The organism is Sanguibacter gelidistatuariae (genome assembly GCF_900096585.1).
GTDB classification, from domain to species: domain Bacteria; phylum Actinomycetota; class Actinomycetes; order Actinomycetales; family Cellulomonadaceae; genus Sanguibacter; species Sanguibacter gelidistatuariae.
In genome coordinates this window covers 36,752-58,994 of the sequence record NZ_FMYH01000009.1, presented here as the reverse complement: position 1 = coordinate 58,994, position 22,243 = coordinate 36,752, and the positions used below count along the sequence as shown (strand labels likewise).

Sequence of the window (22,243 nt, the reverse complement as noted above, 5' to 3'; positions counted from 1 at the left end):
TCGACCTATGGACAATTCTAGCGGAGTCGGAGTGCTCGACAAGGCAGCATCCGTTTTGGGTGCTCTTGAGGCAGGACCGGCCACCCTCGCACAGCTCGTCGCAGCCACGCAACTGGCCCGCCCAACGGCCCATCGCCTTGCTGTGGCGTTGGAGCACCACCGTCTCGTCACTCGAGACATGCAGGGCAGGTTCGTGCTCGGACCGCGGCTCAACGAGCTCGCGACCGCGGCCGGCGAGGACCGTCTGCTCGCCGCCGCGAACCCGGTTCTGACCGCATTGCGAGACCACACGGGCGAGAGCGCCCAGCTCTACCGTCGCCAGGGCGACCAACGCATCTGCGTCGCGGCCGCCGAGCGTCCGGTCGGTCTGCGCGACTCGATCCCGGTCGGGGCCACCCTGACGATGCACGCCGGCTCGGCCGCGCAGATCCTTCTCGCCTGGGAGGAGCCAGACCGCCTGCACCGCGGGCTCCAGGGAGCGAAGTTCACCGCGACCATCCTCTCCGGCGTCCGACGCCGCGGCTGGGCCCAGTCCGTCTCCGAGCGCGAGGTGGGGGTCGCCTCCGTCTCGGCGCCCGTCCGCGGGCCGTCCGGCCGCATCGTGGCCGCCGTCTCCATCTCCGGCCCCGTGGAGCGCCTGAGCCGCCAGCCCGGCCGCCTGCACGCCGGCTCCGTGGTCGCCGCCGCCAACCGCCTCACCGAGGTCCTGCGCCGCTCGGGCGAATAGCCCTCCGCGTCACCTCTCCGCTCCCCGGGCGCGGCACCCTCAGGTGCCGCGCCCGAGCCATCTCCGGATGCGGCAGGGCTCTCGCAGCCCCAGGCCCACCTCCGATCCCCCTCCGATCCCCCTCCCCCGTCGCCCCCCCGTCGCCGGACTCGTGAGCCAGGCGGGTCCGCCTCCGGATAACTGGCGTCATTCACGAGTTCGGCGGGGCTGGGGGCACGAAGCTTGCGGACGGGTGAGCGAGTGAACACGGGACGCAGGGCGCACTGTGACGTGTAGCACAACTGCGAGTGGCGGGCTGGGGTCGGCCGTGATGGGACGACGGTGCGCGAGGCTCTCGCGGCCGAAAACAAACAAAGGCCCGACCAGCGAACCGGTCGGGCCTTACGTTGTACCCCCAACGGGATTTGAACCCGTGTTACCGCCGTGAGAGGGCGGCGTCCTAGGCCGCTAGACGATGGGGGCCTAAGAACCTGATCACCTGCTGTGCAGCCGGTGGATCAACTTCCGATTGAGAACTCTACATCATGTTTCTCGGCGGTTTTGCGCCGTATAAAACCGTAGAAATTCTCCGCTGGGGTACCAGGACTCGAACCTAGAATGTCGGTACCAGAAACCGATGTGTTGCCGATTACACCATACCCCAATGAGCACTGACTTCCGGTGAATCGTCCCGCTTTCGCAGGGCGTTTCCGTGAGCCGCACCGAACGGAAACATTACCGGACGGTCGCCCGATCCACCAAACCGGCCGTCCCCGGCGGTCCGTTCGGCGGGTTCTCGGTGTGGTGACCAGCGTCCCTCCAGCGGTAGACCAGCCCGCGCCGACATGGCACGGTCAGATCATGACTTCGAACCTCGCGGGCGACGGCCCGGCTCCGACCACAGCGGCCGCCATCGCCCCGCCGCACGCCCGCCAAGGGGTGGACCCTGCCTCGCGCACGGACCGTGCGCAGTCCTTCGAGCAGGGCGCTCAGGTCTACGCCCAGGTCCGTCCCGAGTACCCGCCCGAGGCCGTGGACTGGTTGCTGCCCGCCGGGGCCGGGCCTGGCACGCACGTGCTGGACCTCGCCGCGGGCACGGGCAAGCTCACCCGGAGCCTGGTCGCACGCGGACTGCAGGTCACCGCGGTCGAGCCGTCGCAGGCCATGCGGGCCGAGCTCGAACGCGCGCTCCCCCAGGCCACCGCGCTGCCCGGGACCGCCGAGTCGATCCCCCTGGAGACCGCGAGCGTCGACACCGTCGTCGTCGGGCAGGCCTGGCACTGGTTCTCCCCCGAGCCCGCCGCGGCCGAGATCGCCCGGGTGCTGCGCCCGGGCGGACGGCTCGGGATCGTGTGGAACGTCCGGGACAACTCAACCGACTGGGTCCGCGCCTTCACCGAGATCATCCACCGCGGCGACACCCTCGCCCCGAGCTACCAGCCGCCGACCCTCGACCTGCCCGACGGCGCCCTCTTCGGACCGCCCGAGCACACGACCTTCCGCTGGCACGCCGCCATGACGCCCGCGGGCCTGCGGGCCCTCGCCGCCTCGCGCAGCTACCTCCTCACCCTCGACGCGGCCAGCCGTGACGCACTGCTCAACGCCGTCGACCACCTCACGAGCACGCACCCCGACCTGCGCGGCAAGGACCTCATCGACCTCCCCTACGACGCGCAGTGCTGGCGCGCGGACCGCCTGCCGTCGCCGTTGACCTCCGGACCCGGCCGTGGCTGACCTCATCGAGTCCGGCCCCGTCACCGCGGACGACGTGCGGGAGAGCGCGCGATGGTTCACCCAGGTGCTGCGTACCGGCGCCCAAGGAGACTTCGACGCCCCCGCAGGCAACCTGGCCTGGTCGTGCTGGCGCACGGGCGAGCACGTGGTCGACGACATGCTCGCCTACGCCCTTCAGCTCGCCGGGCTCCCGCGGCTCGATTACCTGCCGCTGGTCGCCGCTGACGGCGGCGACGACATCGCACGCGTGGACCGCTCGAGCGGGGTCGGCGGACTCAGCGAGACGCTCACGGCGAGCGCTGAGCTGCTCGCCACCCAGGTGGCCAGCGCCTCGCCCGACGCACGCGCCTTTCACCCCTATGGCCTCTCGGACGGACCCGGCTTCGCCGCCATGGGCGTGGTCGAGCTGCTCGTCCATGGGTACGACACGGCGCAGGGGCTGGGAGTCGACGTCACCCCCGCTGGGCGTCTGCCGATTCCGGAGGGGCCCGCGCTGCGGGCCACCCACCGGCTGTTCGTGCACCCGCCTGGCGCGCGGCCGGCGGCCGCGCTGCTGTGGTGCACCGGCCGCATCGCCCTGCCCGGGCGTTCCCGGCAGACCCGATGGACGTGGGACTCCACGGTCAGATGAGGGGTGTCACACGGATCTCACATCCGGGTGCAAGGCATTGCGTCAGCCGAGAACGAGGACCCCCACGAGGCTGACGCCGACCGCGATCGTCGCCGATATCGCGCCGAGGGCCAGCGGACGCCCGCCGGTGGCGATCAGCCTCCGCAGGTCGACGCCCGTGCCGAGAGCGAACATCGCTGCCGTGAGCATGAGATTGCTCACAGTCTCGGCCCCGACGAGCAGGGCCCCAGGGAGCACTCCCGTCGAGCGGACCAGGACCGCGGCAAGGAAGCCGAGCACAAAGAGCGGGACCGGCGCGACCCTGGTGCGGTTCGCCTGCCCGGGCTCGATGGCCCGGCGGACCATGGACACCCCTGCGGTGAGCGGGGCGAGCAGGACCACCCGCGCGAGCTTCGCGACCGTGGCTGCGGCCAGCGCCGTGGTCGAGACCATCCCGGCCGCGGCGACGACCTGCGCGACCTCCTGCACGCTCGCCCCGATCCACAGCCCGGCCTGGGCGTCGTCGAGGCCGATGACCGAGACCAGCCACGGCAGCACGAAGATCGCGAGCGACCCGTAGATCGTCACGAGCGCGAGCGAGGTGCCCAGCGCATCGGCAGCCTCGGTGTCAGCGCCGGCGAGCGCTGCCGCGCCAGGACCCCCAGGCTGCCTCGTGACGGCCTCCCGGGGCCCGGCCGTCCCTGCCATCGCGGCGATCGCCACGGCCCCGCAGATCGAAAATCCGGTGGCGACGTAGAGCCGGGTCAGGCGGGCCACGCCCAGAGCCTTGCCGACAAGGAGCGTTCCGATGAAGGTGCAGGTCACCGTCACCGCGATGACGGTCACGCCGCGCCACCCCAGGTCGACCACCTGGCCCAGGGAGAGCTTGAGGCCGAGCAGCACCACCCCGGCACGCAGGACGTGCTTGGTGGTCCACCCTAGGCCCGTGGAGGCCGTGGCGGGCGCGCGGCGGCTCGACCCGAGAGCTGCGCCAAGGACGAGGGCCACAACGAGCGGTGAGATCGCGGCACCAGAGACCGTCGAGACCACCCAGGACAGTGCGGAGCTGGCCGCGGTGGCCACGAGGGCGAGCGCGAGTCCGGGTGCGAGGGCGGCGATGCGAGCGGTTCTGTTCACGCTTCAAGCCTGGCGCACCTGGGAACCGCGCAGACCCCCCAATCACTTCCGTTGCTATAGTTCTAGGCTATGGCTGATGAGCGGATCAACAAGCGCGCGCAGCGGGCCTCGTTGGCCGCGCTCGAGGTCCTCATCGCGAGCGACACCCATGGCTCGATCAGCGCCGCGGCGCGGGCCCTCGGCCTGTCCCAGCCGAGCGCGTCGGCCACCCTGCGCCGCCTCGAGCGGGACCTCGGGCTCGAGCTGCTCACGCGCGCATCGCGCGGGGCCACCCTGACCGACGCCGGGCGCGCCGTCGCCGCCTGGGCGCAGACGGTGCTCGCCGCCTCCGACCGCTTCGAGCAGGGCGTCGCGGCCCTGCGCACGGCACCCACCCCGCGGGTACGCCTCGCCGCAAGCCTGACCATCGCCGAGCACCTCGTGCCGCGGTGGCTCACTCAGATCGGCGCCGATACCAACCGCCGCCCCGATGTTGAGCTCATCGTGCGCAACTCCCACGACGTGATGGACCTCGTCCTGGCCGACGACGCCGACCTCGGCTTCGTCGAGGGCACGTCGGTGCGGCGCGGGCTGCGCAGCCGGACGATCATGCGCGACACCCTCGTCGTCCTTGTCGGCCCCCAGCACCCGTGGGCCCGCAGGCGCGCGGCGCGCGCCTCCCTCGCCGAGCTCGTCGCGGCCCGGCTCGTCATCCGCGAAGAAGGGTCGGGGACCCGCGACATCCTCGTCCGGGCCCTCGCCGCTGCGGGCGCGCAGCTGCCCGATCACCTGCCGCACCTGGGGTCCACGGCGGCCCTGAAGACCGCCGTGCAGTACTCCGACGCCGTGACTGTGCTCTCGGAGCTCGCGGTCGCCGAGGACCTCGATCGCGGGTCGCTCATCCGGATCGAGGTGCCCGGACTGGCTCTCGACCGTCGGCTGCGCCTGGTCTGGAAGGACGGCGCAGAGCTGAGCGCGCCCGTGCGCGAGATCGCCGCGCTTGTCACGGCGCCGCGGGCCGGCTGACCGGCGGCCAGGGAGTACCCGGCCACCGGCGCAAACCTCAGGCGAACAGCGCGTCCAGCTCAGCCAGCGCAGAGATCACGACGACGCCGTCTGCGGCCGCCGCAGCTGGGTCTTCCTCATGGACACCTCCGCGCCGGGTGCCCGGTCGATCGATCCAGGCACCGTAGAGCCCCGCCGCGATCGCAGCGCGGGCGTCCAGGTCGAGCTCGTCGCCCACGTAGAGGGTGCGGGCGGGGTCCGTGCCCAGCCGCAAGCACGCCTCGAGGAACACCCGCGGGTCGGGCTTGCCGAAGCCGAGGGTGTCCAGGCCCACGAGCATGGGCACGTGCCCCAGGCCCGTCCGGGCGAGCTTGAGCTCTTGGTAACCGGAGTCAGCATTGGACAGCGCGCCGACCGCGAGGCCCCGGTCGCGGGCGGTCGCCACGGCCGGTGCCGCGTCGTCGTGCGCGGCCCAGCCCTGCTGGAAGCCTGCCTCGAAGACCGCGTCCCACGCCTCGAAGTCCGCGTCGCCCAGCGGGCCACCGCCAAACTCGGACTGCAGCTGGTTGGCCCGGATGAGACGCTGCTCGCGCAGGGTCAGCTCACCCCGGGTGTACCGGCGGTAGTTGCCGTCGGAGTCGGAGCGCCACATAGCGAGGACCTCGTCGTAGCGCTCGCGCGGCAGGTCGGTGAGGTACGCCTCGGCGACGGCCGTCATCGCCGCACCGAAGGCCGACCGCGTGTTCACCAGGGTGTCGTCGATGTCGAAGAGCACCCCGTCGATCGGGCCACGGCCGGCAAAGACCACACCGCTCACAGGGTTGCCCGGAGCGTCCGCAGGCGGGTCAGGGTCGCGTCCTTGCCGAGGATCTCCATGGACTCGAACAGCGGCGGGGACACCCGGCGTCCGGTGATCGCCACGCGCAGCGGCGCAAAAGCGAACTTCGGCTTGATCTCCAGCTGGGTGACCAGGACGGCCTTGAGTGCCTCCTGCTGGGCGGCGGGGCCGAAGTCCTCGAGAGCGGCGAGCGTGTCGATCGCGTGGTCGAGGACCGTGGCGGCCTCCTCGCGCAGGGCCGCGCGGGCCTCGTCCTCGACCGCGACGGCGTCGTCGGCCGCAAAGAGGAAGCCGAGCATCCCCGAGGCCTCACCGAGCAGCGTCATGCGCTCCTGGACAAGAGGGGCACCGGCGTCGAGCAGGCGCTGGTGCGCGGAGTCGAGGTCGGCGTAGGAGTCGGCCGGGACCAGGCCGGTCGCGTGCAGGTACGGCACGAGCCGGTTCCGGAAGTCCTCGGGGGCGAGCAGGCGCAGGTGCGTGGCGTTGATCGACTCGGCCTTCTTCAGGTCGAAGCGGGCCGGGTTGGGCAGCACGTCGGCCACGTCGAAGGCTGCCACCATCTCCTCGAGGGAGAAGATGTCGTTGTCGGCCGCGATCGACCAGCCGAGCAGCGCGAGGTAGTTGAGCAGGCCCTCGGGGATGAACCCGCGGTCCTTGTGCAGGAAGAGGTTCGACTCGGGGTCACGCTTGGAGAGCTTCTTGTTGCCCTCGCCCATGACGTAGGGAAGGTGACCGAATGCCGGCATGACCTTCGCGACGCCGAGCTCGAGGAGTGCCTGGTAGAGGACCACCTGGCGCGGGGTCGAGGAGAGGAGGTCCTCACCACGCAGCACGTGGGTGATCTCCATGAGCGCGTCGTCGACCGGGTTGACCAGCGTGTACAGCGGCTGGCCGTTCGCACGGACGATCACGTAGTCGGGGACGGTGCCGACCTTGAAGGTCACGTCGCCGCGCACCAGGTCGGTGAAGGTCACGTCCGCGTCGGGCATGCGCATGCGCAGCACGGGCTCGCGCCCGGCGGCCCGGAAGGCCGCCTTCTGGGCGTCGGTGAGGTCGCGGTCGAAGCCGTCGTAGCCCATGACCTTGGGGCGCCCGGCCGCGACGTTGCGCCCCTCGGTCTCCTCGGGCGTCGTGAAGGACTCGTAGGCGTAGCCGCCCTCGACGAGCTTGGCGATGACATCCTGGTAGATGTCGGCGCGCTGGGACTGGCGGTATGGCTCGTGCGGTCCGCCGACCTCGATGCCCTCGTCCCAGTTCAGCCCGAGCCAGCGCAGTGCCTCCAGGAGCTGCTGGTAGCTCTCCTCGGAGTCGCGCTCGGCATCGGTGTCCTCGATCCGGAACACGAAGGTCCCGCCCACGTGGCGGGCGTATGCCCAGTTGAACAGGGCCGTGCGGATCAGCCCGACGTGCGGGGTCCCGGTCGGTGAGGGGCAGAAGCGGACACGGATGTCGCTGCCGGTCACGGGAGTGGTGCTGAACACAGCGGGGGTGGTCTCTGCAGACACGAACACACCTGGGTTTCGGATCGAGGAACGACGAAGGGGGGCCCGTGAGGGCCCCCCTAAGACTACCCAGTCCGTCCCCGGCTCAGTCCTCGGTGGAGTTGCGGCGCACGACGGGGTTGCTCAGCACCCCGATGCCCTCAACCTCGCACTCGACCCGGTCGCCCGCGACGATCGGCCCGACGCCGGCCGGGGTGCCGGTGAGGATGATGTCGCCGGGTAGCAACGTGAACGCCTCGGAGACGTAGGAGACGAGGAAGGCCACGTCGAAGACCATGTCCCGGGTGTTGCCGTCCTGGCGGGCCTCGCCGTTGACCCGGGAGGTCACGCCCAGCTCGTCGGTCTCCAGGTCGGTGACGATCCACGGACCGATCGGGCAGGAGGAGTCGAAGCCCTTCGCCCGGGCCCACTGGCCGTCGGTGCGCTGGGCGTCCCGGGCCGTGACGTCGTTGGCCACCGTGTAGCCGAGCACGTGCTTGAGCGCGCTCTCGGGGGTGACGTTCTTGGTGACCTTGCCGATGACGATCGCGAGCTCGGCCTCGTAGCTGACCTCGCTCGAGAACTCGGGCAGCACGATGGGGTCGTCGGGACCGATCACCGAGGTGTTCGGCTTGAAGAAGAGCATCGGGCTGCCGGGGACCTCGTTGCCCATCTCCGCGGCGTGGTCGGCGTAGTTACGCCCCACGCCGATGATCTTGGACCGAGGGATGACGGGTGCGAGCAGGCGCACCCCGTCACCGATCTCGATCCGTTCGCCCGTGGGCGTGACGGGCATGTACAGCGGGTCACCGCTGAGCACAGCAAGGAAGTCCTTGCCGTGCTCGGTCTGCACAATGCCATAGCGCGGGTCATTACCGGTGGTGAATCTAGCGATACGCACGGGGCAAGCCTACGGTGTGCTTGCTCGCGGGCGAATCTCAGGCGCGGGCGAGGATCTCGCCGTTGAGCACGGAGAACCATCCGTCGGGCTGCTCGGCCCAGCGCCGCCACTCGTGCGCAAGCTCTTCGAGCGCGACGTCGTCGGCCAGGTTGGACTCCTGGGCCTGGACGGCGAAGTTCGATGCGATGCACCGCTCGGCCCACAGCCCGCCCCACCAGGTGCGCGACTCGGGCGAGGCGTAGCACCACACGCCGGCCGAGGCGGTGAGCGCGTCAGGGGCGAACCCGGCCTCCTGGAACCAGCTGAGCAGACGGCGTCCGGCGTCGGCCTGGTAGCCGTAGGCGGCGGTGACCTCGTGGTACAGGGTGTTCCACTCGGTGAGCCCGGCGGACTCGGGGTACCAGGTCATGGCGCCGTAGTCGGCGTCGCGCGCGGCGACGATGCCGCCCGGCTTGGCGACCCGGCGCATCTCGGTGATCGCCGCGATCGGGTCCGAGAGGTGCTGGAGCAGCTGGTGGGCGTGCACCACGTCGAAGGTGTTGTCCTCGAAGGGGAGCTTGTAGGCGTTGGCGTACTCGAAGCTCACGTTGTCCACCCCGGAGGAGGTGGCCAGCTCACGGGCGGAGTCGAGGATCGCGGTCGCGGCGTCCACCCCGACGACCTTCCCCGGGCCGACAAGGCGGGCAAGGTCGACGGTGACCGTGCCAGGGCCGCAGCCGACGTCGAGCACAGACATGCCTTCACGCAGCAGCGGCACGAGGTGCGCTGCGGAGTTCGCGGCGGTTCGCGACTTGTGCGAGCGCAGCACGGACTCGTGGTGACCGTGGGTGTAGGACTCGGACTCGCGGGACTGTTCGCTGCCGTGGGCTCCTGTGGGGGCCTCGCGCTGCGTGTCGGTCGGCGCGACGGTGCGCGCCGGTGTGGTCGGGTTCATAGGTAAGACCGTATGCGGATCGTGACATAAATGAGACCCCGTTCTCAGATCGTGGGCATCGGGGTGAGATTGCGCTTCCCTCCGGACAGCCCCGCGGCGCACGAGAACCGGCCTCGCCACCAGATAGTTGTTATACTAACTATATGAGCCTCGACCCCCGGTCATCCACCGGCTTCCACCTCTGGGCGGTCGCCCGCGCCTGGCAGCAGCTGCGCCAGCAGTCCCTCCGCGCCCTCGGCATCACCCACTCGGAGTTCGTCACCCTCGTCGGTGTCGTCTGGCTGGAAGCCCAGGGGCAGGCGGTGAATCAGCAATCGGTGTCGGACTACGTCGGCATCGACAAGGGCTCGATCTCCCTCTCGCTCAACTCCCTCGACCGGAAGGGAATGATCGAGCGCAGACCCGATCCCTCAGACCGACGAGCCCGCCGACTGGCCGCGACCCCGCAGGGGCGAGCCATCGCCAGACGCAGCATCGACGAGGCCCTCACGGACAACGCCTCCTTCTTCGCCGGGCTCGACGAGCAGGAAGCCACCCTCAACCAACTTCTCCGACGACTCGAACCCGCCGACATCGCCGCGAACCCGCCGACCGGAGCTCACCCCGAAGGAGAGGACCCCGACCATGACCGCACCTGACGCACTCACCGCATTCCTGGAACGATACGAAGAGCGCAGCAACGCCAACGACGCGAGCGGAACTGCAGCCCTGTTCGCCGCCACCTTCCTCGCTGGATCAGGCAACGGCGCCGTGGCGGTTCCCAACGAAGTGATGGCCGGAGCCCTCACCCGGCGCAGCGACACTCTCGAACAGGCCGGGCTCCGGTCGACCCGCCTCACCGACTGGACGAGCACCCCGCTCGGGGGCGGCTTCAGCCTCCTCCACACGAACTGGCTCATGACATTCGACGAGAACGGCATTGCCCACGCGGAATCCGCCGAATTCCCTTCCACGATGCTCGTGCACGACGACGGGAAGCGAGTCGAGATCTGCTTCTACCTCGCCCACGGCGACATCGACGCCACGATCGCGAGGCGGACCGCCCCCTGAGAGCGAGGGGATGGGAACCTAGATGTCTAACTTCGTCGTCGGGCGCGAGCCCCTCACGCACCTATATTCGGAGCATGCGCACTTCACCTGAACTTCGCCACCTCGGTTCCTCCGGCCTCACCGTCTCCGTCGTCGGGCTGGGTTGCAACAACCTGGGCCGCCCCCTCTGTGCGACCGAGACCCTCGAGGGGAGCCAGCTCGTCGTGGATGCCGCCCTCGACGCGGGGATCACGTTCTTCGACGTCGCCGACTGCTACGGGGCCGTTCCCGGGCTGTCCGAGGAGATCCTCGGCAGGACCCTCGGCGCGCGTCGCGCGGACGTGGTCGTCGCGACGAAGTTCGGCATGGACATGGACGGCGGCAACGGCCCCGACCTCGGCGCGCGCGGCTCGCGGCGCTACATCATCAACTCCGTCGAGGCGTCGCTACGCCGGCTGGGTACGGACTGGATCGACCTCTACCAGTTCCACACCCCGGACGCCGGGACGCCCATCGAGGAGACGCTCAGCGCTCTCGACGCCCTGGTCACGAGCGGCAAGGTCCGCTACATCGGGCACTCCAACCGCGCGGGCTGGCAGATCGCCGAGGCCGAGCTGGTCGCCCGGCAGCTGGGCACCGAGCGATTCGTCTCCGCCCAGAACCACTACAACCTCCTCGACCGCCGCGCCGAGCTCGAGGTGGTGCCGGCCGCGAGCGCCTACGGTCTGGGCCTGCTCCCCTACTTCCCGCTCGCCAACGGGCTGCTGACCGGAAAATACGCGGCGTCGGGCGGCCCGGCCGACGGGCGGATCACCCACTCCAAGCCGGCCCTGCTCGAGTCCGCGCCGTGGGAGGCCCTGGACCGCTTCTCAGCCTTCGCCCGCGAGCGCGACCTGACCGAGGTGGAGGTCGCCTTCTCCTGGCTCGCCGCGCAGCCGGTCGTCGCGTCCGTGATCGCCGGGGCGACCCGTCCCGAGCAGGTCGTGCAGAACGCCGCGGCAGTTCAGCCGCTGACCGCCGCCGACCTTGCCGAGCTCGACACGATCTTCCCTGCCCCCGGGAAGATCGCACTGTTCTAGGCTGAGCCCGTGCCCCACTCCCCTATTCCCTACCCGCAGTGGTCCCTGCGCGAGGCCGCCCACGCCGAGCGCGCCGACGCGGCCACAGCCGGGTGGCGTGCGCGCCGCCTCACGGGCGAGAAGCACGAGATCGACGACTTCCTCTTCACCTACTACAAGACCCGCCCGGGCCCGCTGCGCCGCTGGCACCCCGGCGCTGGCATCTCCCTGCACGACGACGCAGCCTCCCCCGGGCAGATCAGCGACCGCCTCGCCTGGCGCTGGCACACCCGCGCGCCCGACGGCGGCGTGACCGTTGATGTCGAGGCCTTCCTCGCCGAGCGCGGGGGGACCGTCACCTACATCCGCGACCTCGTGGCCGCGACGGCCCGGCGTCCGGCGAATGTGGGCTGCTTCGGCCTGCACGAGTGGGCGATGGTCTACAAGCAGGGCGACGACACCCGCCACACGCTGCCGCTGCGGCTGGGCGCCTCCGGGACCGACGAGGTCGTCGAGGCGCACCAGATCCGCTGCTCGCACTTCGACGCCTTCCGTTTTTTCACCCCCGAGGCCGTCCCGCTCAACCGGCTCCAGCCCACGCGCGACGATCAGCCAGCGCTCGAGCAGCCCGGCTGCCTGCATGCCGGGATGGACCTGTTCAAGTGGACCAACAAGCTGGTCCCGCTGCTGCCGAGCGAGCTCGTGCTCGACTGCTTCGAGCTGGCCCGCGACATCCGGGGGCTGGACATGCAGGCCTCTCCCTACGACGTCTCCCGCTTCGGGGAGGACGCCGTCATGATCGAGACACCTGAGGGCAAAGTGGAATACGCACGCAGGCAGCGTGACTTCGCCGACCGGGCCGCTCCCCTGCGAGAGCGGATCGTTGCGCTGTGCGACCGAGCACTGGCCGACGGCACACCCGGTGGCACGGCATGAGGCGCCTCGCAGGCGCCGTGGCCGCGCTCGTCCTCGCTCTGAGCCTGTCCTCGTGCTCGGTCCTGACGTCGCTCGATGCCTCCCCTGGTGTATCCCCCAGCTCTCCTGTCGAAGCTCCAGCCAACCTCGCGGCCACCCTGGACGAGGCGCTGGACGCCCTGGCCAGCACGGAGACCTTCACGGCCCACGGCACGGAGCATGTCTTGTCCGGGGAGATCAACCGGAAGGGCGCAGCCGTCGGATACCACTCGACCGCCCTCGGGGACCTGGCCGCCGGTCAGATCCTCCCCGGGACGGCGAGCGCCGCGGACGGCCACGGCCTCTACGAGGCGCAGGTCTCGGTCAGCGGCACCAACAAGACGAGCAACGACGGCTACTCCACGTTCTTCCCGGCGTCATGGACCGCCCAGCAGGTCGTCGACGCGATCAACGAGGCCTACGGCTCACGCGTGTCCTCCGGCGACGGCGGGTACGACGGGGTGACCTCGGGCGGGATCACCGTCCACATGTACCTCGACGACTCCGACCTGATCACGACCGCCTACCCGGTGATGGAGAACTAGTGCGCGAGCATCGCTTCGAGGTCGTCGAGCAGCCCTGGCGGACCTTCGTCCACGTCCAGCTCGCCGACCCGTCCGACCGCGCGCTGCAGGTGTTCCTCAACGAGAGTCCGCACCGGCGCACGCTCGGCCTGCTCGACTCCGTCCTCACCGGGCACGTACCCAGCGCGACCGGCGGGGGTGACCGGATGAGCTTCGTGGCCGACGCCGAGCAGGCCGTCATCACCGACCGGCTCGCCGACCTGCTCGAACCGGATGAGGCCGCCGCCGATGTCACCGTCCCTACCCGCGAGCTCCGCGACCTCGTGCAGGCTCTCCTCGACGCGCGCGCAGAATACCGTCGCGAGTCCGCAAGCGAGTCCCCCGCGTAGGCGGACTTCCTCACACAGAGCCGGACACCGCGACCGGCTGCGCGTCACTCGCCCCCGGCACCCAGATGTCCCCCGGCAGGTCACCGGGCAGCAACGGGTTCCCCGCGCCGACGAAGCGGTCGTCCCCCTGCCCCGCCCGCACCTTGCCCTCATAGTCGCGCAGCGCACCGAAGGCCCATCTCCCGAGCAGGGTGATGGCCACCAGGTTGACGATCGCCATGAGCGCCATGGCGATGTCCGCGAGCGCCCAGACCACGTCCAGGCTGAGCAGCGAGCCCACCCCGACCGCCGCCAGGACCAGGGTCCGCAGGGCGGTCAGCCCTCTGCCCCGCACCCCGAGGAAGGACAGGTTGACCTCGGCGTAGGAATAGTTGCCCAGGACCGAGGAGAAGGCGAAGACGAAGAGCAGGACGGTCATGAGCGGCGTCGTCCAGGTGCCCAGCGCCTCGGCGATCGCGGACGTGGTCAGCGACGCGCCGACCACGTCGGTCGTGGCCCCCGGGTCGTAGACGGTGGGACCGGCCACGAGGATCATGAACGCGGTCGCCGAGCACACGACCATGGTGTCCACGAACACCCCGAGGGACTGGATGAGGCCCTGCTTGGCGGGGTGGCTGACCGTCGCGGTCGCGGCGGTATTCGGGGCGCTACCCATGCCGGCCTCATTGGAGAACAGGCCGCGCTTGACGCCGTTGAGCAGCGCAGCGAGGATCCCGCCCGCGGTCCCGGCGACCGCCTGGTCGAGGCCGAAGGCGCCGTTGATGATCGTGGTGATCGCGTGGGGGATCTCGCCCAGGTTGAGCCCGACCACGACGAGGGCGAGCAGCACGTAGGCGCCTGCCATGATCGGCAGCAGCACCCCGGCGACCGAGGCGACCCGGCGGACCCCGCCGAAGAGCACCGGGGCGGCGAGGACCATCAGGCCCACGGCGGTCCAGGACGTGCTCACGCCGTGGCCGGCGAGGGCATCGGAGATGGTGTTGGACTGGACCATGTTGAACGCGAAGCCGAAGGCGAAGATGAGCAGCAGAGCGAAGACCACCGCGAAGGGCCGCGAGCCCAGCCCACGCTGGATGTAGTACGCCGGCCCGCCGCGGTAGCTGCCGTCTTCGTTGCGGACCTTGAACATCTGCCCCAGCGTCGACTCGATGAAGGCGGTCGCCATCCCCAGGAACGCCACGACCCACATCCAGAAGATCGCGCCCGGTCCGCCCAGGGTGAGGGCGATCGCGACGCCGACGATGTTCCCGGTGCCCACCCGCGAGGCGAGCCCGACGCAGAAGGCTTGGAAGGAGGAGATCCCGCCCTCGGAGTGCCCACGGGATCCGGCGATCACCCGCCACATCTGCCGAGCCATGCGCACCTGGACCGCGCGGGTGCGCACCGTGAAGTAGATGCCCGCGCCCACGAGCAGGTAGATGAGCACGTAGGTGTAGAGGAAGTTGCTCACCGGGTCGATGAGCGAGGTCCTGAGCGTGTCCATGGTGTGCCCTTCGACGCGATTGGTTCTCGAAGATTAGGTCCATTGAGTACGCCACGCCCCCCTTAGGCATCCAGTCCGCGAGGCCGGCCTATCGTCTGTGCCAGGACGGTGAACTTGCGGGGCACGTCGTAGAGTCCGCCGCCCTCGTGGCCGTTGTAGGGGAAGACCTCGATCTGGGCGGGACCTGCATAGTGGTTGTAGGCGGCGTAGACCGTGGACGGAGGGCAGATGGTGTCCATGAGCGCGACGGAGAACCAGGCCGGGCAGCTCGCACGCCGGGCGAAGTTCACCCCATCGACGTAGGACAGGGTGCGCATAGCCAACTCGACCTGGTCGCGGTGCCCACTGAGCCAGCGCCGGATCTCGGCGTATGGGCCAGCGTCGGTCACCGTGGACGCGCGCCGGTAGTGGCACATGAAGGGGACGTCGACGATCGCCGCCCGGACGTCGTCGCGCAGGCCGGCGACCGCGAGCGCCAACCCGCCGCCCTGGCTCCCGCCGAGGATCGCCACGCGCTCGGGATCGACGCCGGGGGCCTGCTTGATCGCGTCGACGGCGCGGACGGCATCGGTGATGAGCCTGCGGTAGAAGTGGTTCTCGGGTGACTCGATCCCGTTCGTGAGAAAACCTGGCGCAGACGACCCGTGCCCGGCGGGGTTGATGTCGGCTGTATGAGAGACGGTCTTGCCGCCACCGCCCTGGCCCCGGTTGTCCATGACGAGGTGGGCGTAGCCTGCGGCGCTCCAGGTGAGCCACTCGTAGGGGATGCCGCGACCACCGTTGTAGCCGATGTACTGCACGATCGCGGGCAGCCGCTCCCGCGGTCTTCCAGGCTGCTCCCGGGGCACGAGGAACCATGCCTTGACGGGCTGGCCGGCCCATCCTGTGAAGGTCACGTCGTAGACGGTCACGGTTGCCAAGCCCAGATCGACGGGCTCGAAGGTGGCATCGGTTCGGGGAGACTCTGCAAGGGTCCTGGCCCAGAACGCATCGAAGTCAGGTTGCTCTTCGACCGCTGGCAGGTAGTCGACGAGAGACTCGAGGGATGAGTCGACGAACATGGGTGTTTCCTTTCATGGGTTCCCCATGCATTGTCATCGGACGATGCCGGGGCGGAGGAGGAAGAAGGCGCACGCTGCACCCCAGAGCGCGAAGGCGAGCCAGGGCGTCCAGGCCACCAGACCGGTGCCAGAGGCCAGCGTGTAGAGCAGGCCCCCACCGACGTTGCCGACCACTCCCCCGACGGCCTGGGCGATGCCCTGCACACCGAAGTACGACGCAGTCGCCCCTGGGGTGGCGAAGCCGGCGACCACGGCACTCATGACCGGCTGAGTGAGCATCTGCCCCACGGTGAACAGGCCTATCCCCACCAGCAGCCCAGCAGTCGTCCCCCAAGCGCCCATCGTGCAGATGCCCGCAGCAAGACCGACGGCGCCGCAGGCGAGGATCGGCCCCTTGCCCAGACGCGCAGAGACGAACCGCGTGAGCGGCAGCATCGTGACGACCATGAGGACCGCCGACGCCGAGTACACGACCCCGAGCCCGATCGTGTCCGGGAGGACGCTCGTGGCCCGGAGCGGGACAAGCAGGTAGAGCTGGGAGACGAGCAGCCACACGGCTCCAGCCAGCACGCAGTACCGCACGAATGCCCTGTCGGCCAGGACCGCGCGCATCGACGGGGAGTTGCCCGGTTCCCCGGCCAGTCCACCGGGCAAGCCAACCACGGTCACGACGAAGGCAAGGAGGAACAAGGCCGCGGACGTGAAGCTGACCCACCGGAAGTCGAGCCCGGCGACTGCGCTGCCAACCACCGGACCGACGACAAAACCCAGGTTCGAGAGCAGCTCACGGGTGGCGTAGACGCGCACCGTGTCGAGCCCCTCAGTGAGAGCTGCGTAGGCCGCGTAGCTCGCAGGGTGGAACAGAGACCCGCCGAGCCCGGTGAGCACCGAGGCGACGACGAGGCCGGTGACCGAGTCCGCCGAGCCGAGCAGCGCAAAACCTACCGCTCGCACGAGCACACCGGCGCTGATCGCCCACCGGAAGTCGATCCGGTCCGCGATCCACCCTGAGACCGGCATGAGACCGTGCTGGCAGAAGGACCGTACGGCCGCCAGCACCCCGACGAGGGCGACGGAGAGCCCGAGGTTGTCGAGGAAGTGGATGGCCAGCAGCGGGATGAGCATGTAGAAGCCGACAGCCATCGTGAAGGTGTCGGTGTACAGGACCCACAGGGCGGGCGGGGTCCGGGCCCATGGCAGCTGCGGTTCCGGCACTACGGCAGCTCGTTCACAGGGCCATGACCGAAGGTGACGAGGGCGAGGTAGACCGGGATGGAGATCCCCACGAAGGGGACGAGCGTCGGCAGCAGGTAGAAGGTCGCGGCGACGGCGACGACGATGCCAAGGAGGATCACCGATCGCAACGGTCGCCGCGCGACGAGGTAGGCGGACTCGATGAGCCAGCTGCGGCGGTCGCCGTCCGGGCTGCGCGTCGTGGCGACGGGCAGAGCGAGCAGCACGAGCGCACCCGCGCAGCCGAGCACAGCTGTCGCTGCACCGAGCAGGAGGGCTGGCCCGTCAGCTCCAGAGCCCGCGCGGCCCCACAAGAACACGGTGTTGGCAGAGAGCACCAGCACGATGACCACCGAGGCGACCCCGAGGGGAAGACTACGCCGCCAGGTGGCTGCGAACTCCTTGAAGGTCGTCGTGAACACGGCGTCCTCACCGTCCCGCAGCCAGAGGCTCATCGCGCGGCTCGCCGCGATGGCAGCGGGCAGTGCGGTGACGACCCCAAGAGAGAGGATCGCCGCGGCGACGCCCGCGAACATGAGGTTCGCCGGGTAGCTCAAGATGGTGAGCAGCTTGTGCTCCCAACGACGTCGGGGTGCTGTCACGACGCTCATGCCCCTACCGCCTGGCGCGTCCCGGCTGTCTGGCCGAAGAACCCTTCCCCGTCGACGTCACCGTCCAGAAGCACGGTGACCTCCTCGCGGAGACCACCGTGCTCGACCACAACGGCGACCCCGGTCTCGGTGAGCTCGACCTCCGCGCTCGGGAGGACGTCGTCGTCCCACGACGCGGGGACGAGAACGCTCACGAACTGGGCGGTCCGGCTCGGTTCGGTCGTGCGTCGGACGGTGTGCTGGATCTTCTCGATCGCCAGGCTGGGCGTCGACGACGTCGGGTTGGCGTGAACAGCCGTGCGGACCACGTCGTCGGTGGTACCGCTGGGTGCTAGGCCGAGCACGTGCAGCTGTCCCGTCCCTGCCGGGGCGAGCCATCGCCCTGCGCCTCTCGGCTCGGCCGGGTTGTCCGTCTGCAGCAACCAGGTCCAGCTCCGCGGCTGCGCCGCCCGCAGGTCGTCGACGACGACAAGGACTCCGCTCGGAGTCATCGTCAGGTGTCGCCTGACCTGCTCGACGCCGAGGTCGGGGTGGTACATGGCCCCCGACTCGCTCACCGCATGGACCCAGCCGTCACGGATCGTGTGGGTGAGGATCTGCGCGGTCCGTTCCACGGGGAGGTCTTCGAAGACGTGGTAGCGATCTTCGTTGGCGAAGCCCAAGCCGTCCACGAGGATCGTGCTGTGATGCTCAGTCCTCTTGCGTGAGGCATATCCGTCGTCGACCGCGAGGTAGGACCCGTGACCCAGCAGCACGAAGCTGCCCGAGTCGGGATGGTGGTGACCAGCGTTGAGGGTCACCCACCCGGACCGCGAGCGCTCCTCGTGCGAGATGCGCCATGCCTTGTGCCCACCTCCCGGGGACGCCTTGAAGGAGACCGCCACGGCGTCGGGCGCCCAAGAGGTGCGTGCGGAGACGAGTCCGAGATCGGGGAAGAACCTGGCAGTCGGAACCGCGCGGAGGTCCTCCTCAGGGACGGTCGGGTCGTGCCAGAGCAGCTCCTGGTAGGCCTCGGCGCGCACTCCGGGCTTGACGCCGCTCTCGTAGGCCTCGCGCCAGAAAAAGTCGGTCGCGACGGTACGCGCGAGCCACTGTGCCTGCGGGATGCGGTACTCGGCGGCAAGCTTGGAGTAGAGGGCGACGCTGTGGCCGCTGCGCCTGTCGTGGCAGTCGCCGTGGTCGATGATCCGCTCGAGGTCGGGCGCTGACTGGTACAGGCGGAACCAGAAGGTCTCTCGCAGATAGCTGCTCCGCGGATACCAGTCGATGCCCTCGGCCGCGCGCAGCACATCCAGGTAGCTGACGATCCACGGCACGCCATAGCGCCAGTAGACGACGCCCTCATTGTTCGAGCCGTCCTCAGGAAGCATGTCGAGGACGGTCGAGAAGTTCTCCTTGGCGCGATCGGTCCACGCCTTGGCCTCGGGGTGCTCTTCGGTGAGGACGTACCCGGCGGTGGCCAGGCCTGCGTAGCAGATCCAGTTGTGGTTCTGCCAGAACGACGACGACCACCACCGCCCCTGAGAGGTGACGGCAAAGTCGTACAACCGGGTGCCTTGCAGGACGAGCTTGTCTCGCAGGGCCGCGCGCTCGTCGTCGGGCAGCGCGGAGCCCGCCCAGGAGTATGCAAGTGCGAGGCCGTGCAGGAGCCAGCCGGCGTCGAGGTCGTGGTCGGGCAGGTTGGCCTTGCCCCAGTGGGGGAAGTCCACTGCGGTCTTCACCCAGCGGCGCAGCTCGGCGAGGTACTGGGCCTGGCCTGTGAGGCGGAAGGCGAGCGCGAGGTTGGCGGCCGCCGGGCCGAGGTAGGTGATCGACGCGAGCGGGTGCTCGGTGGGCAGCTCGACGCTGCGGTAGCGCTCGCACTCGTCGAGCAGCCGGCGCAGCTGCGGGGCGCGGACGTCGGCCAGCTCACGGCGGAGCTGGTCCTCACGACCGTCGAGAAGAAGGGGGGAGCTCATCTGCTGACCTCATGTTCTGTCGTCGTACCGTCGAGGTGGTGTACCCGTACGGCCGCCAGGCCTGTTGTCTCTGCCACGAGCTCAAGATGACGGAGCCGCGGCTGGGAACCTTGGTGGTAGACCGAGACCCAGCTCACGCAAGCAGCACGTGCGGTCCACTCCCCGAGGGCGAGGAGGCGGGCCGGGTCGTTCGAGGGGCCGCGTCCAGGGGTGAGCTCGATGGCGGACGGGACCGAGGCGGCATGCAGACCGTGCAGGTCGGTGCGTGCCGAGCCTGTCCAACGGCTCACCCATCCCTCGCCCTGCGCAGTGATCTCGAGCGGGACGGCCGGGCGCAGCCCGAGGGTCATCGTGCGTTCGGTCTCCGCCTCGGCTGTGACGACGTCGAGGAGGTAGTCGGCCGTCATGACGACCTCACGGCTGAGCCGGACACCGGGGTATGAGGAGTCCGCACGAGCCATCACCCGGGTTGTCGTCCCGTCCGTGTCCCACGTCGTCAGAGCACCGGTTGACTCGGTCTGGTCCGCGTCGTCGACGCGCACGGTCGGATGGGCCACGGTTCGGGCGTAGTAGCCGTGGCGCAGCCTGCTGGCGTACGGCGGCACCCCGGGGGCGGGCTGCCAGGGCGCAGCGGCTCCGTAGAGGTAGAGGCCGAGCTTGTCCAGGTGACCGTGCGAGCCGCCGTGCGGTCCGGCGTCGAGCACTGCCTGCCAGGTGTCATCGCAGTCTCGCAGGACCGCATACCCCACCTGGTCGAAGGTGCGCGAGGCCCGCGAGGTGGTGATGGCCATGAGGGGCGGGCCGTCGAACCATCCGTCCAGCAGGTCTTCGAGCCCGTCGTAGCCTCCGGCGCTTGTGGCCAGCTGCGCCCGAGCATGGGCCTCGACCGTACCGAGCCCGGTAGTTGCCCACATCTGGCGGGCGAGCATGCAGATCTCGAGGACCTCGAGGTGCACTTCGCGCCGGTCGTAGGGACCGTCGTGGAGCGCGGGAAGCGAACCGTCGGGTGCCGCGATCTCCGCGAGCGCACGGACCATCGAGGCGAGCCGGTCGAGCGTGCCCGCCTCGATGGTGTCCGGTCGGATGCCGCGGTGAGTGAGCAGGTAGGCCCGCAGGACGAAGAGGTGATAGTACGTCGATCCCTCCCACTCCCACCCGTCGGCTCCGACCGCGAGCTTGGCGTGCTCCCAGGAACGCTCGACCCACCGGGTGGCAGTGGCTGGCAGGCCTGGGGTCGAGCCGAGCGTGGATCGCGCACGACTGAGCATGTGCCCGGCGGCGTCGAGCCATGCGGTGTAGTTGCTCTGCGGGTTCCCCTGCTCGACGACGAGCACGTGCCGTGCTGCTTCAACAGTCGCCAGCAACCCGTCGAGCATGGCTGGGACCTCAGGGGTGAGGGCCTCCCGGGACTTTTCGTCGTCTGCGAGAACCACGATCACGTCAGCGAGCTGGGTCGCCCAGATCGCCTCGGTGAGCGCCTGCGAGAACAGCTTGCCGCGCAGCATCCACGGCTCGCTCGTCTCGCTCCAGCTGGTGGCCAGGGTCTGGTAGAGATCGGCGAACTCGCAGACGATCCCTACAGCCTGCGCCTTGTCTGACGATGATCCGGAGACCGCGCCCTGCCGGGCAAGCAGCCTCGCGCGGCGAGCACGCCTCTGGTGGTCGAGAACCGTCCAGGCACCGGCCAGCCGCTCGTCGGAGAGCCGGCACCCGTAACGGCAGGGGAAGACGCCATCGACAGGTTCGTCAAGCTCAGTGCCGTGGGTGGGGCACACGTAGTCGTGCCACCACCCACCGCGTGCCTGAGTGATCACCGTCACCGGAAGTTCGCTCCGCCGTTGATGTCGACGACCTGACCGGTGATGAACGAGGCAAGGTCCGAGGCAAGGAAGACGGCCGTGCCGGCCACATCTTCGACCGTGCCGGCCCGCTGCAACGGGATGCCGCTCACGATGGCGGCCTGCGCGCCTGTCGGGGTGAAGGTGTTGTGGAACGGAGTGTCTCCTATGAACCCCGGGGCCAACGCATTGACTGTCACCTGCGAGCCCGCGAGCTCCTTGGCGAGACCTCGCCCGAACCCGACGACCGCGGCCTTGGCCGCCGCATACGCCACCGAACCGGCTCCTCCACCGTTCTCGGAGGCGAGCGAGGACATGAGAATCACGCGCCCACGCCCCGACACCTCCAGATGCTTGACCGCCGCGCGGCAGACGAAGAACGTGCTCGACACGTTGACGCCCATGACGGCCGCCCAGTGCTCGTCGCTCATCTCCCCGACGGTGGCGCGGCCCACGAGGTGGCCGGCATTGTTGACGAGGATGTCGAGACCGCCGAGCCCCTCGACTGCTGCCAGGACGACGGCATCAGCCTGGGCAGGGTCGGTGAGGTCTCCCCCGACGACGACCGCACGACGCCCAGCGGCTTCGACGTCGCGAGCGACGGCACGGGCGCCCTCCGCGTTGTGGCCGTAGTGCACGGCGACGTCGGCTCCGGCGGCCGCAAGGGCGCGGGCGATGGCAGCTCCGATGCCGGTGCCGCCACCTGTGACGAGGGCGGTGCGTCCAGTGAGATCGATCTGCATGTCAGGTCCTTCGGTCGGTGTGGGTGGGTCGAGACGG

General features: G+C 69.8%; 22 protein-coding genes and 2 tRNA genes. 10 read left to right on the top strand and 14 right to left on the bottom strand.

The features are described from left to right. The first annotated feature begins 7 nt into the window (after positions 1-7). Entirely contained in the window at positions 8-727 is a 720-nt protein-coding gene (locus BLQ50_RS16520) for an IclR family transcriptional regulator (RefSeq protein WP_066461661.1), read from the top strand. Positions 728-1,116: 389 nt separating this feature from the next. On the opposite strand, the gene BLQ50_RS16515 is transcribed toward BLQ50_RS16520, so the two are convergent. Both BLQ50_RS16515 and BLQ50_RS16510 read right to left on the bottom strand, forming a co-directional pair. Then, a tRNA-Glu gene (locus tag BLQ50_RS16515) sits at positions 1,117-1,189 on the bottom strand. Between the two features lie 109 nt (positions 1,190-1,298). Further along, positions 1,299-1,370 (bottom strand) — tRNA-Gln (locus BLQ50_RS16510). A gap of 197 nt (positions 1,371-1,567) precedes the next feature. Between BLQ50_RS16510 and BLQ50_RS16505 the strand changes: the two genes are divergently transcribed. After that, the gene (locus BLQ50_RS16505; RefSeq protein ID WP_093186094.1) at positions 1,568-2,440 is read left to right on the top strand and encodes a class I SAM-dependent methyltransferase; all 873 of its coding nucleotides are present in this window, start codon (positions 1,568-1,570) and stop codon (positions 2,438-2,440) included. After that, positions 2,433-3,071 carry a hypothetical protein gene (locus tag BLQ50_RS16500; RefSeq protein WP_093186091.1) on the top strand — a complete coding sequence of 213 codons (639 nt, stop codon included), beginning with the start codon at positions 2,433-2,435 and terminating at the stop codon, positions 3,069-3,071. Before BLQ50_RS16505 ends, BLQ50_RS16500 begins: the two co-directional genes overlap by 8 nt. A 42-nt stretch (positions 3,072-3,113) precedes the next feature. Here BLQ50_RS16500 and BLQ50_RS16495 read toward each other — a convergent pair whose 3' ends face one another. Further along, complete coding sequence (locus tag BLQ50_RS16495) at positions 3,114-4,187, bottom strand: YeiH family protein (RefSeq protein ID WP_093186088.1); 1,074 nt, start codon at positions 4,185-4,187, stop codon at positions 3,114-3,116. 69 nt (positions 4,188-4,256) lie between these two features. Between BLQ50_RS16495 and BLQ50_RS16490 the strand changes: the two genes are divergently transcribed. Next, a complete protein-coding gene (locus tag BLQ50_RS16490; RefSeq protein ID WP_093186085.1) occupies positions 4,257-5,192 on the top strand; it encodes a LysR family transcriptional regulator in 936 nt (311 codons plus the stop codon). Between the two features lie 37 nt (positions 5,193-5,229). Here BLQ50_RS16490 and BLQ50_RS16485 read toward each other — a convergent pair whose 3' ends face one another. The 4 genes from BLQ50_RS16485 to BLQ50_RS16470 form a co-directional block, all read right to left on the bottom strand. After that, a complete protein-coding gene (locus tag BLQ50_RS16485) occupies positions 5,230-5,979 on the bottom strand; it encodes an HAD family hydrolase (protein ID WP_175559178.1) in 750 nt (249 codons plus the stop codon). Between the two features lie 5 nt (positions 5,980-5,984). Further along, the gene (gene gltX / locus BLQ50_RS16480) at positions 5,985-7,514 is read right to left on the bottom strand and encodes a glutamate--tRNA ligase (RefSeq protein ID WP_245701326.1); all 1,530 of its coding nucleotides are present in this window, start codon (positions 7,512-7,514) and stop codon (positions 5,985-5,987) included. An 82-nt stretch (positions 7,515-7,596) separates the two neighbouring features. Then, the gene (locus tag BLQ50_RS16475) at positions 7,597-8,391 is read right to left on the bottom strand and encodes a fumarylacetoacetate hydrolase family protein (protein WP_093186077.1); all 795 of its coding nucleotides are present in this window, start codon (positions 8,389-8,391) and stop codon (positions 7,597-7,599) included. A 37-nt stretch (positions 8,392-8,428) separates the two neighbouring features. After that, entirely contained in the window at positions 8,429-9,325 is an 897-nt protein-coding gene (locus BLQ50_RS16470; protein WP_093186074.1) for a methyltransferase domain-containing protein, read from the bottom strand. 143 nt (positions 9,326-9,468) lie between these two features. On the opposite strand from BLQ50_RS16470, the gene BLQ50_RS16465 reads away from it, so the two are divergent. The 6 genes from BLQ50_RS16465 (at position 9,469) to BLQ50_RS16440 (ending at position 13,279) form a co-directional block, all read left to right on the top strand. Next, the gene (locus BLQ50_RS16465) at positions 9,469-9,963 is read left to right on the top strand and encodes a MarR family winged helix-turn-helix transcriptional regulator (RefSeq protein WP_093186072.1); all 495 of its coding nucleotides are present in this window, start codon (positions 9,469-9,471) and stop codon (positions 9,961-9,963) included. Next, complete coding sequence (locus BLQ50_RS16460; RefSeq protein ID WP_093186069.1) at positions 9,950-10,375, top strand: hypothetical protein; 426 nt, start codon at positions 9,950-9,952, stop codon at positions 10,373-10,375. The genes BLQ50_RS16465 and BLQ50_RS16460 overlap by 14 nt, the downstream gene beginning before the upstream one ends. A gap of 74 nt (positions 10,376-10,449) precedes the next feature. After that, positions 10,450-11,433, top strand: coding sequence for an aldo/keto reductase (locus BLQ50_RS16455; RefSeq protein WP_093186066.1), 984 nt, complete (start codon positions 10,450-10,452; stop codon positions 11,431-11,433). 9 nt (positions 11,434-11,442) lie between these two features. Further along, on the top strand, positions 11,443-12,348 hold the full coding sequence (locus BLQ50_RS16450) for a 3-methyladenine DNA glycosylase (protein ID WP_093186064.1): 906 nt from the start codon (positions 11,443-11,445) through the stop codon (positions 12,346-12,348). After that, positions 12,345-12,911, top strand: a complete 567-nt coding sequence (locus BLQ50_RS16445) for an EndoU domain-containing protein (RefSeq protein ID WP_093186062.1) — start codon at positions 12,345-12,347, stop codon at positions 12,909-12,911. The genes BLQ50_RS16450 and BLQ50_RS16445 overlap by 4 nt, the downstream gene beginning before the upstream one ends. After that, positions 12,911-13,279 carry a hypothetical protein gene (locus BLQ50_RS16440; protein WP_093186059.1) on the top strand — a complete coding sequence of 123 codons (369 nt, stop codon included), beginning with the start codon at positions 12,911-12,913 and terminating at the stop codon, positions 13,277-13,279. The genes BLQ50_RS16445 and BLQ50_RS16440 overlap by 1 nt, the downstream gene beginning before the upstream one ends. A 10-nt stretch (positions 13,280-13,289) precedes the next feature. Here the strand turns inward: BLQ50_RS16440 and BLQ50_RS16435 are convergent, their stop codons facing one another. From BLQ50_RS16435 to BLQ50_RS16405, 7 genes are all read right to left on the bottom strand, one after another. Next, positions 13,290-14,762: an alanine/glycine:cation symporter family protein gene (locus BLQ50_RS16435; protein WP_093186057.1), complete on the bottom strand. Its 1,473-nt coding sequence runs from the start codon at positions 14,760-14,762 to the stop codon at positions 13,290-13,292. 62 nt (positions 14,763-14,824) lie between these two features. Beyond that, positions 14,825-15,823, bottom strand: a complete 999-nt coding sequence (locus BLQ50_RS16430) for an acetylxylan esterase (RefSeq protein WP_093186054.1) — start codon at positions 15,821-15,823, stop codon at positions 14,825-14,827. Positions 15,824-15,856: 33 nt separating this feature from the next. Continuing rightward, positions 15,857-17,038: an MFS transporter gene (locus BLQ50_RS16425; protein ID WP_093186052.1), complete on the bottom strand. Its 1,182-nt coding sequence runs from the start codon at positions 17,036-17,038 to the stop codon at positions 15,857-15,859. Next, positions 17,038-17,667 carry a DUF624 domain-containing protein gene (locus BLQ50_RS16420; RefSeq protein WP_093186049.1) on the bottom strand — a complete coding sequence of 210 codons (630 nt, stop codon included), beginning with the start codon at positions 17,665-17,667 and terminating at the stop codon, positions 17,038-17,040. Before BLQ50_RS16420 ends, BLQ50_RS16425 begins: the two co-directional genes overlap by 1 nt. Next, positions 17,664-19,625, bottom strand: coding sequence for a DUF4962 domain-containing protein (locus BLQ50_RS16415; protein WP_093186047.1), 1,962 nt, complete (start codon positions 19,623-19,625; stop codon positions 17,664-17,666). The genes BLQ50_RS16420 and BLQ50_RS16415 overlap by 4 nt, the downstream gene beginning before the upstream one ends. Next, positions 19,622-21,445 (bottom strand): heparinase II/III domain-containing protein, encoded by a 1,824-nt coding sequence (locus BLQ50_RS16410; RefSeq protein ID WP_093186044.1) that lies wholly within the window; start codon positions 21,443-21,445, stop codon positions 19,622-19,624. Before BLQ50_RS16410 ends, BLQ50_RS16415 begins: the two co-directional genes overlap by 4 nt. After that, positions 21,442-22,206, bottom strand: a complete 765-nt coding sequence (locus tag BLQ50_RS16405; RefSeq protein ID WP_093186233.1) for an SDR family NAD(P)-dependent oxidoreductase — start codon at positions 22,204-22,206, stop codon at positions 21,442-21,444. Before BLQ50_RS16405 ends, BLQ50_RS16410 begins: the two co-directional genes overlap by 4 nt. Positions 22,207-22,243: the final 37 nt, after the last annotated feature.

Excerpts from the sequence above, each read along its gene's own strand:
- BLQ50_RS16520 (WP_066461661.1), top strand. The coding sequence starts at position 8 with ATGGACAATTCTAGCGGAGTCGGAGTGCTCGACAAGGCAGCATCCGTT.
- BLQ50_RS16505 (WP_093186094.1), top strand. The coding sequence starts at position 1,568 with ATGACTTCGAACCTCGCGGGCGACGGCCCGGCTCCGACCACAGCGGCC.
- BLQ50_RS16490 (WP_093186085.1), top strand. The coding sequence starts at position 4,257 with ATGGCTGATGAGCGGATCAACAAGCGCGCGCAGCGGGCCTCGTTGGCC.
- BLQ50_RS16470 (WP_093186074.1), bottom strand. The coding sequence starts at position 9,325 with ATGAACCCGACCACACCGGCGCGCACCGTCGCGCCGACCGACACGCAG.
- BLQ50_RS16465 (WP_093186072.1), top strand. The coding sequence starts at position 9,469 with ATGAGCCTCGACCCCCGGTCATCCACCGGCTTCCACCTCTGGGCGGTC.
- BLQ50_RS16460 (WP_093186069.1), top strand. The coding sequence starts at position 9,950 with ATGACCGCACCTGACGCACTCACCGCATTCCTGGAACGATACGAAGAG.
- BLQ50_RS16455 (WP_093186066.1), top strand. The coding sequence starts at position 10,450 with ATGCGCACTTCACCTGAACTTCGCCACCTCGGTTCCTCCGGCCTCACC.
- BLQ50_RS16445 (WP_093186062.1), top strand. The coding sequence starts at position 12,345 with ATGAGGCGCCTCGCAGGCGCCGTGGCCGCGCTCGTCCTCGCTCTGAGC.
- BLQ50_RS16435 (WP_093186057.1), bottom strand. The coding sequence starts at position 14,762 with ATGGACACGCTCAGGACCTCGCTCATCGACCCGGTGAGCAACTTCCTC.
- BLQ50_RS16430 (WP_093186054.1), bottom strand. The coding sequence starts at position 15,823 with ATGTTCGTCGACTCATCCCTCGAGTCTCTCGTCGACTACCTGCCAGCG.
- BLQ50_RS16420 (WP_093186049.1), bottom strand. The coding sequence starts at position 17,667 with ATGAGCGTCGTGACAGCACCCCGACGTCGTTGGGAGCACAAGCTGCTC.
- BLQ50_RS16415 (WP_093186047.1), bottom strand. The coding sequence starts at position 19,625 with ATGAGCTCCCCCCTTCTTCTCGACGGTCGTGAGGACCAGCTCCGCCGT.
- BLQ50_RS16405 (WP_093186233.1), bottom strand. The coding sequence starts at position 22,206 with ATGCAGATCGATCTCACTGGACGCACCGCCCTCGTCACAGGTGGCGGC.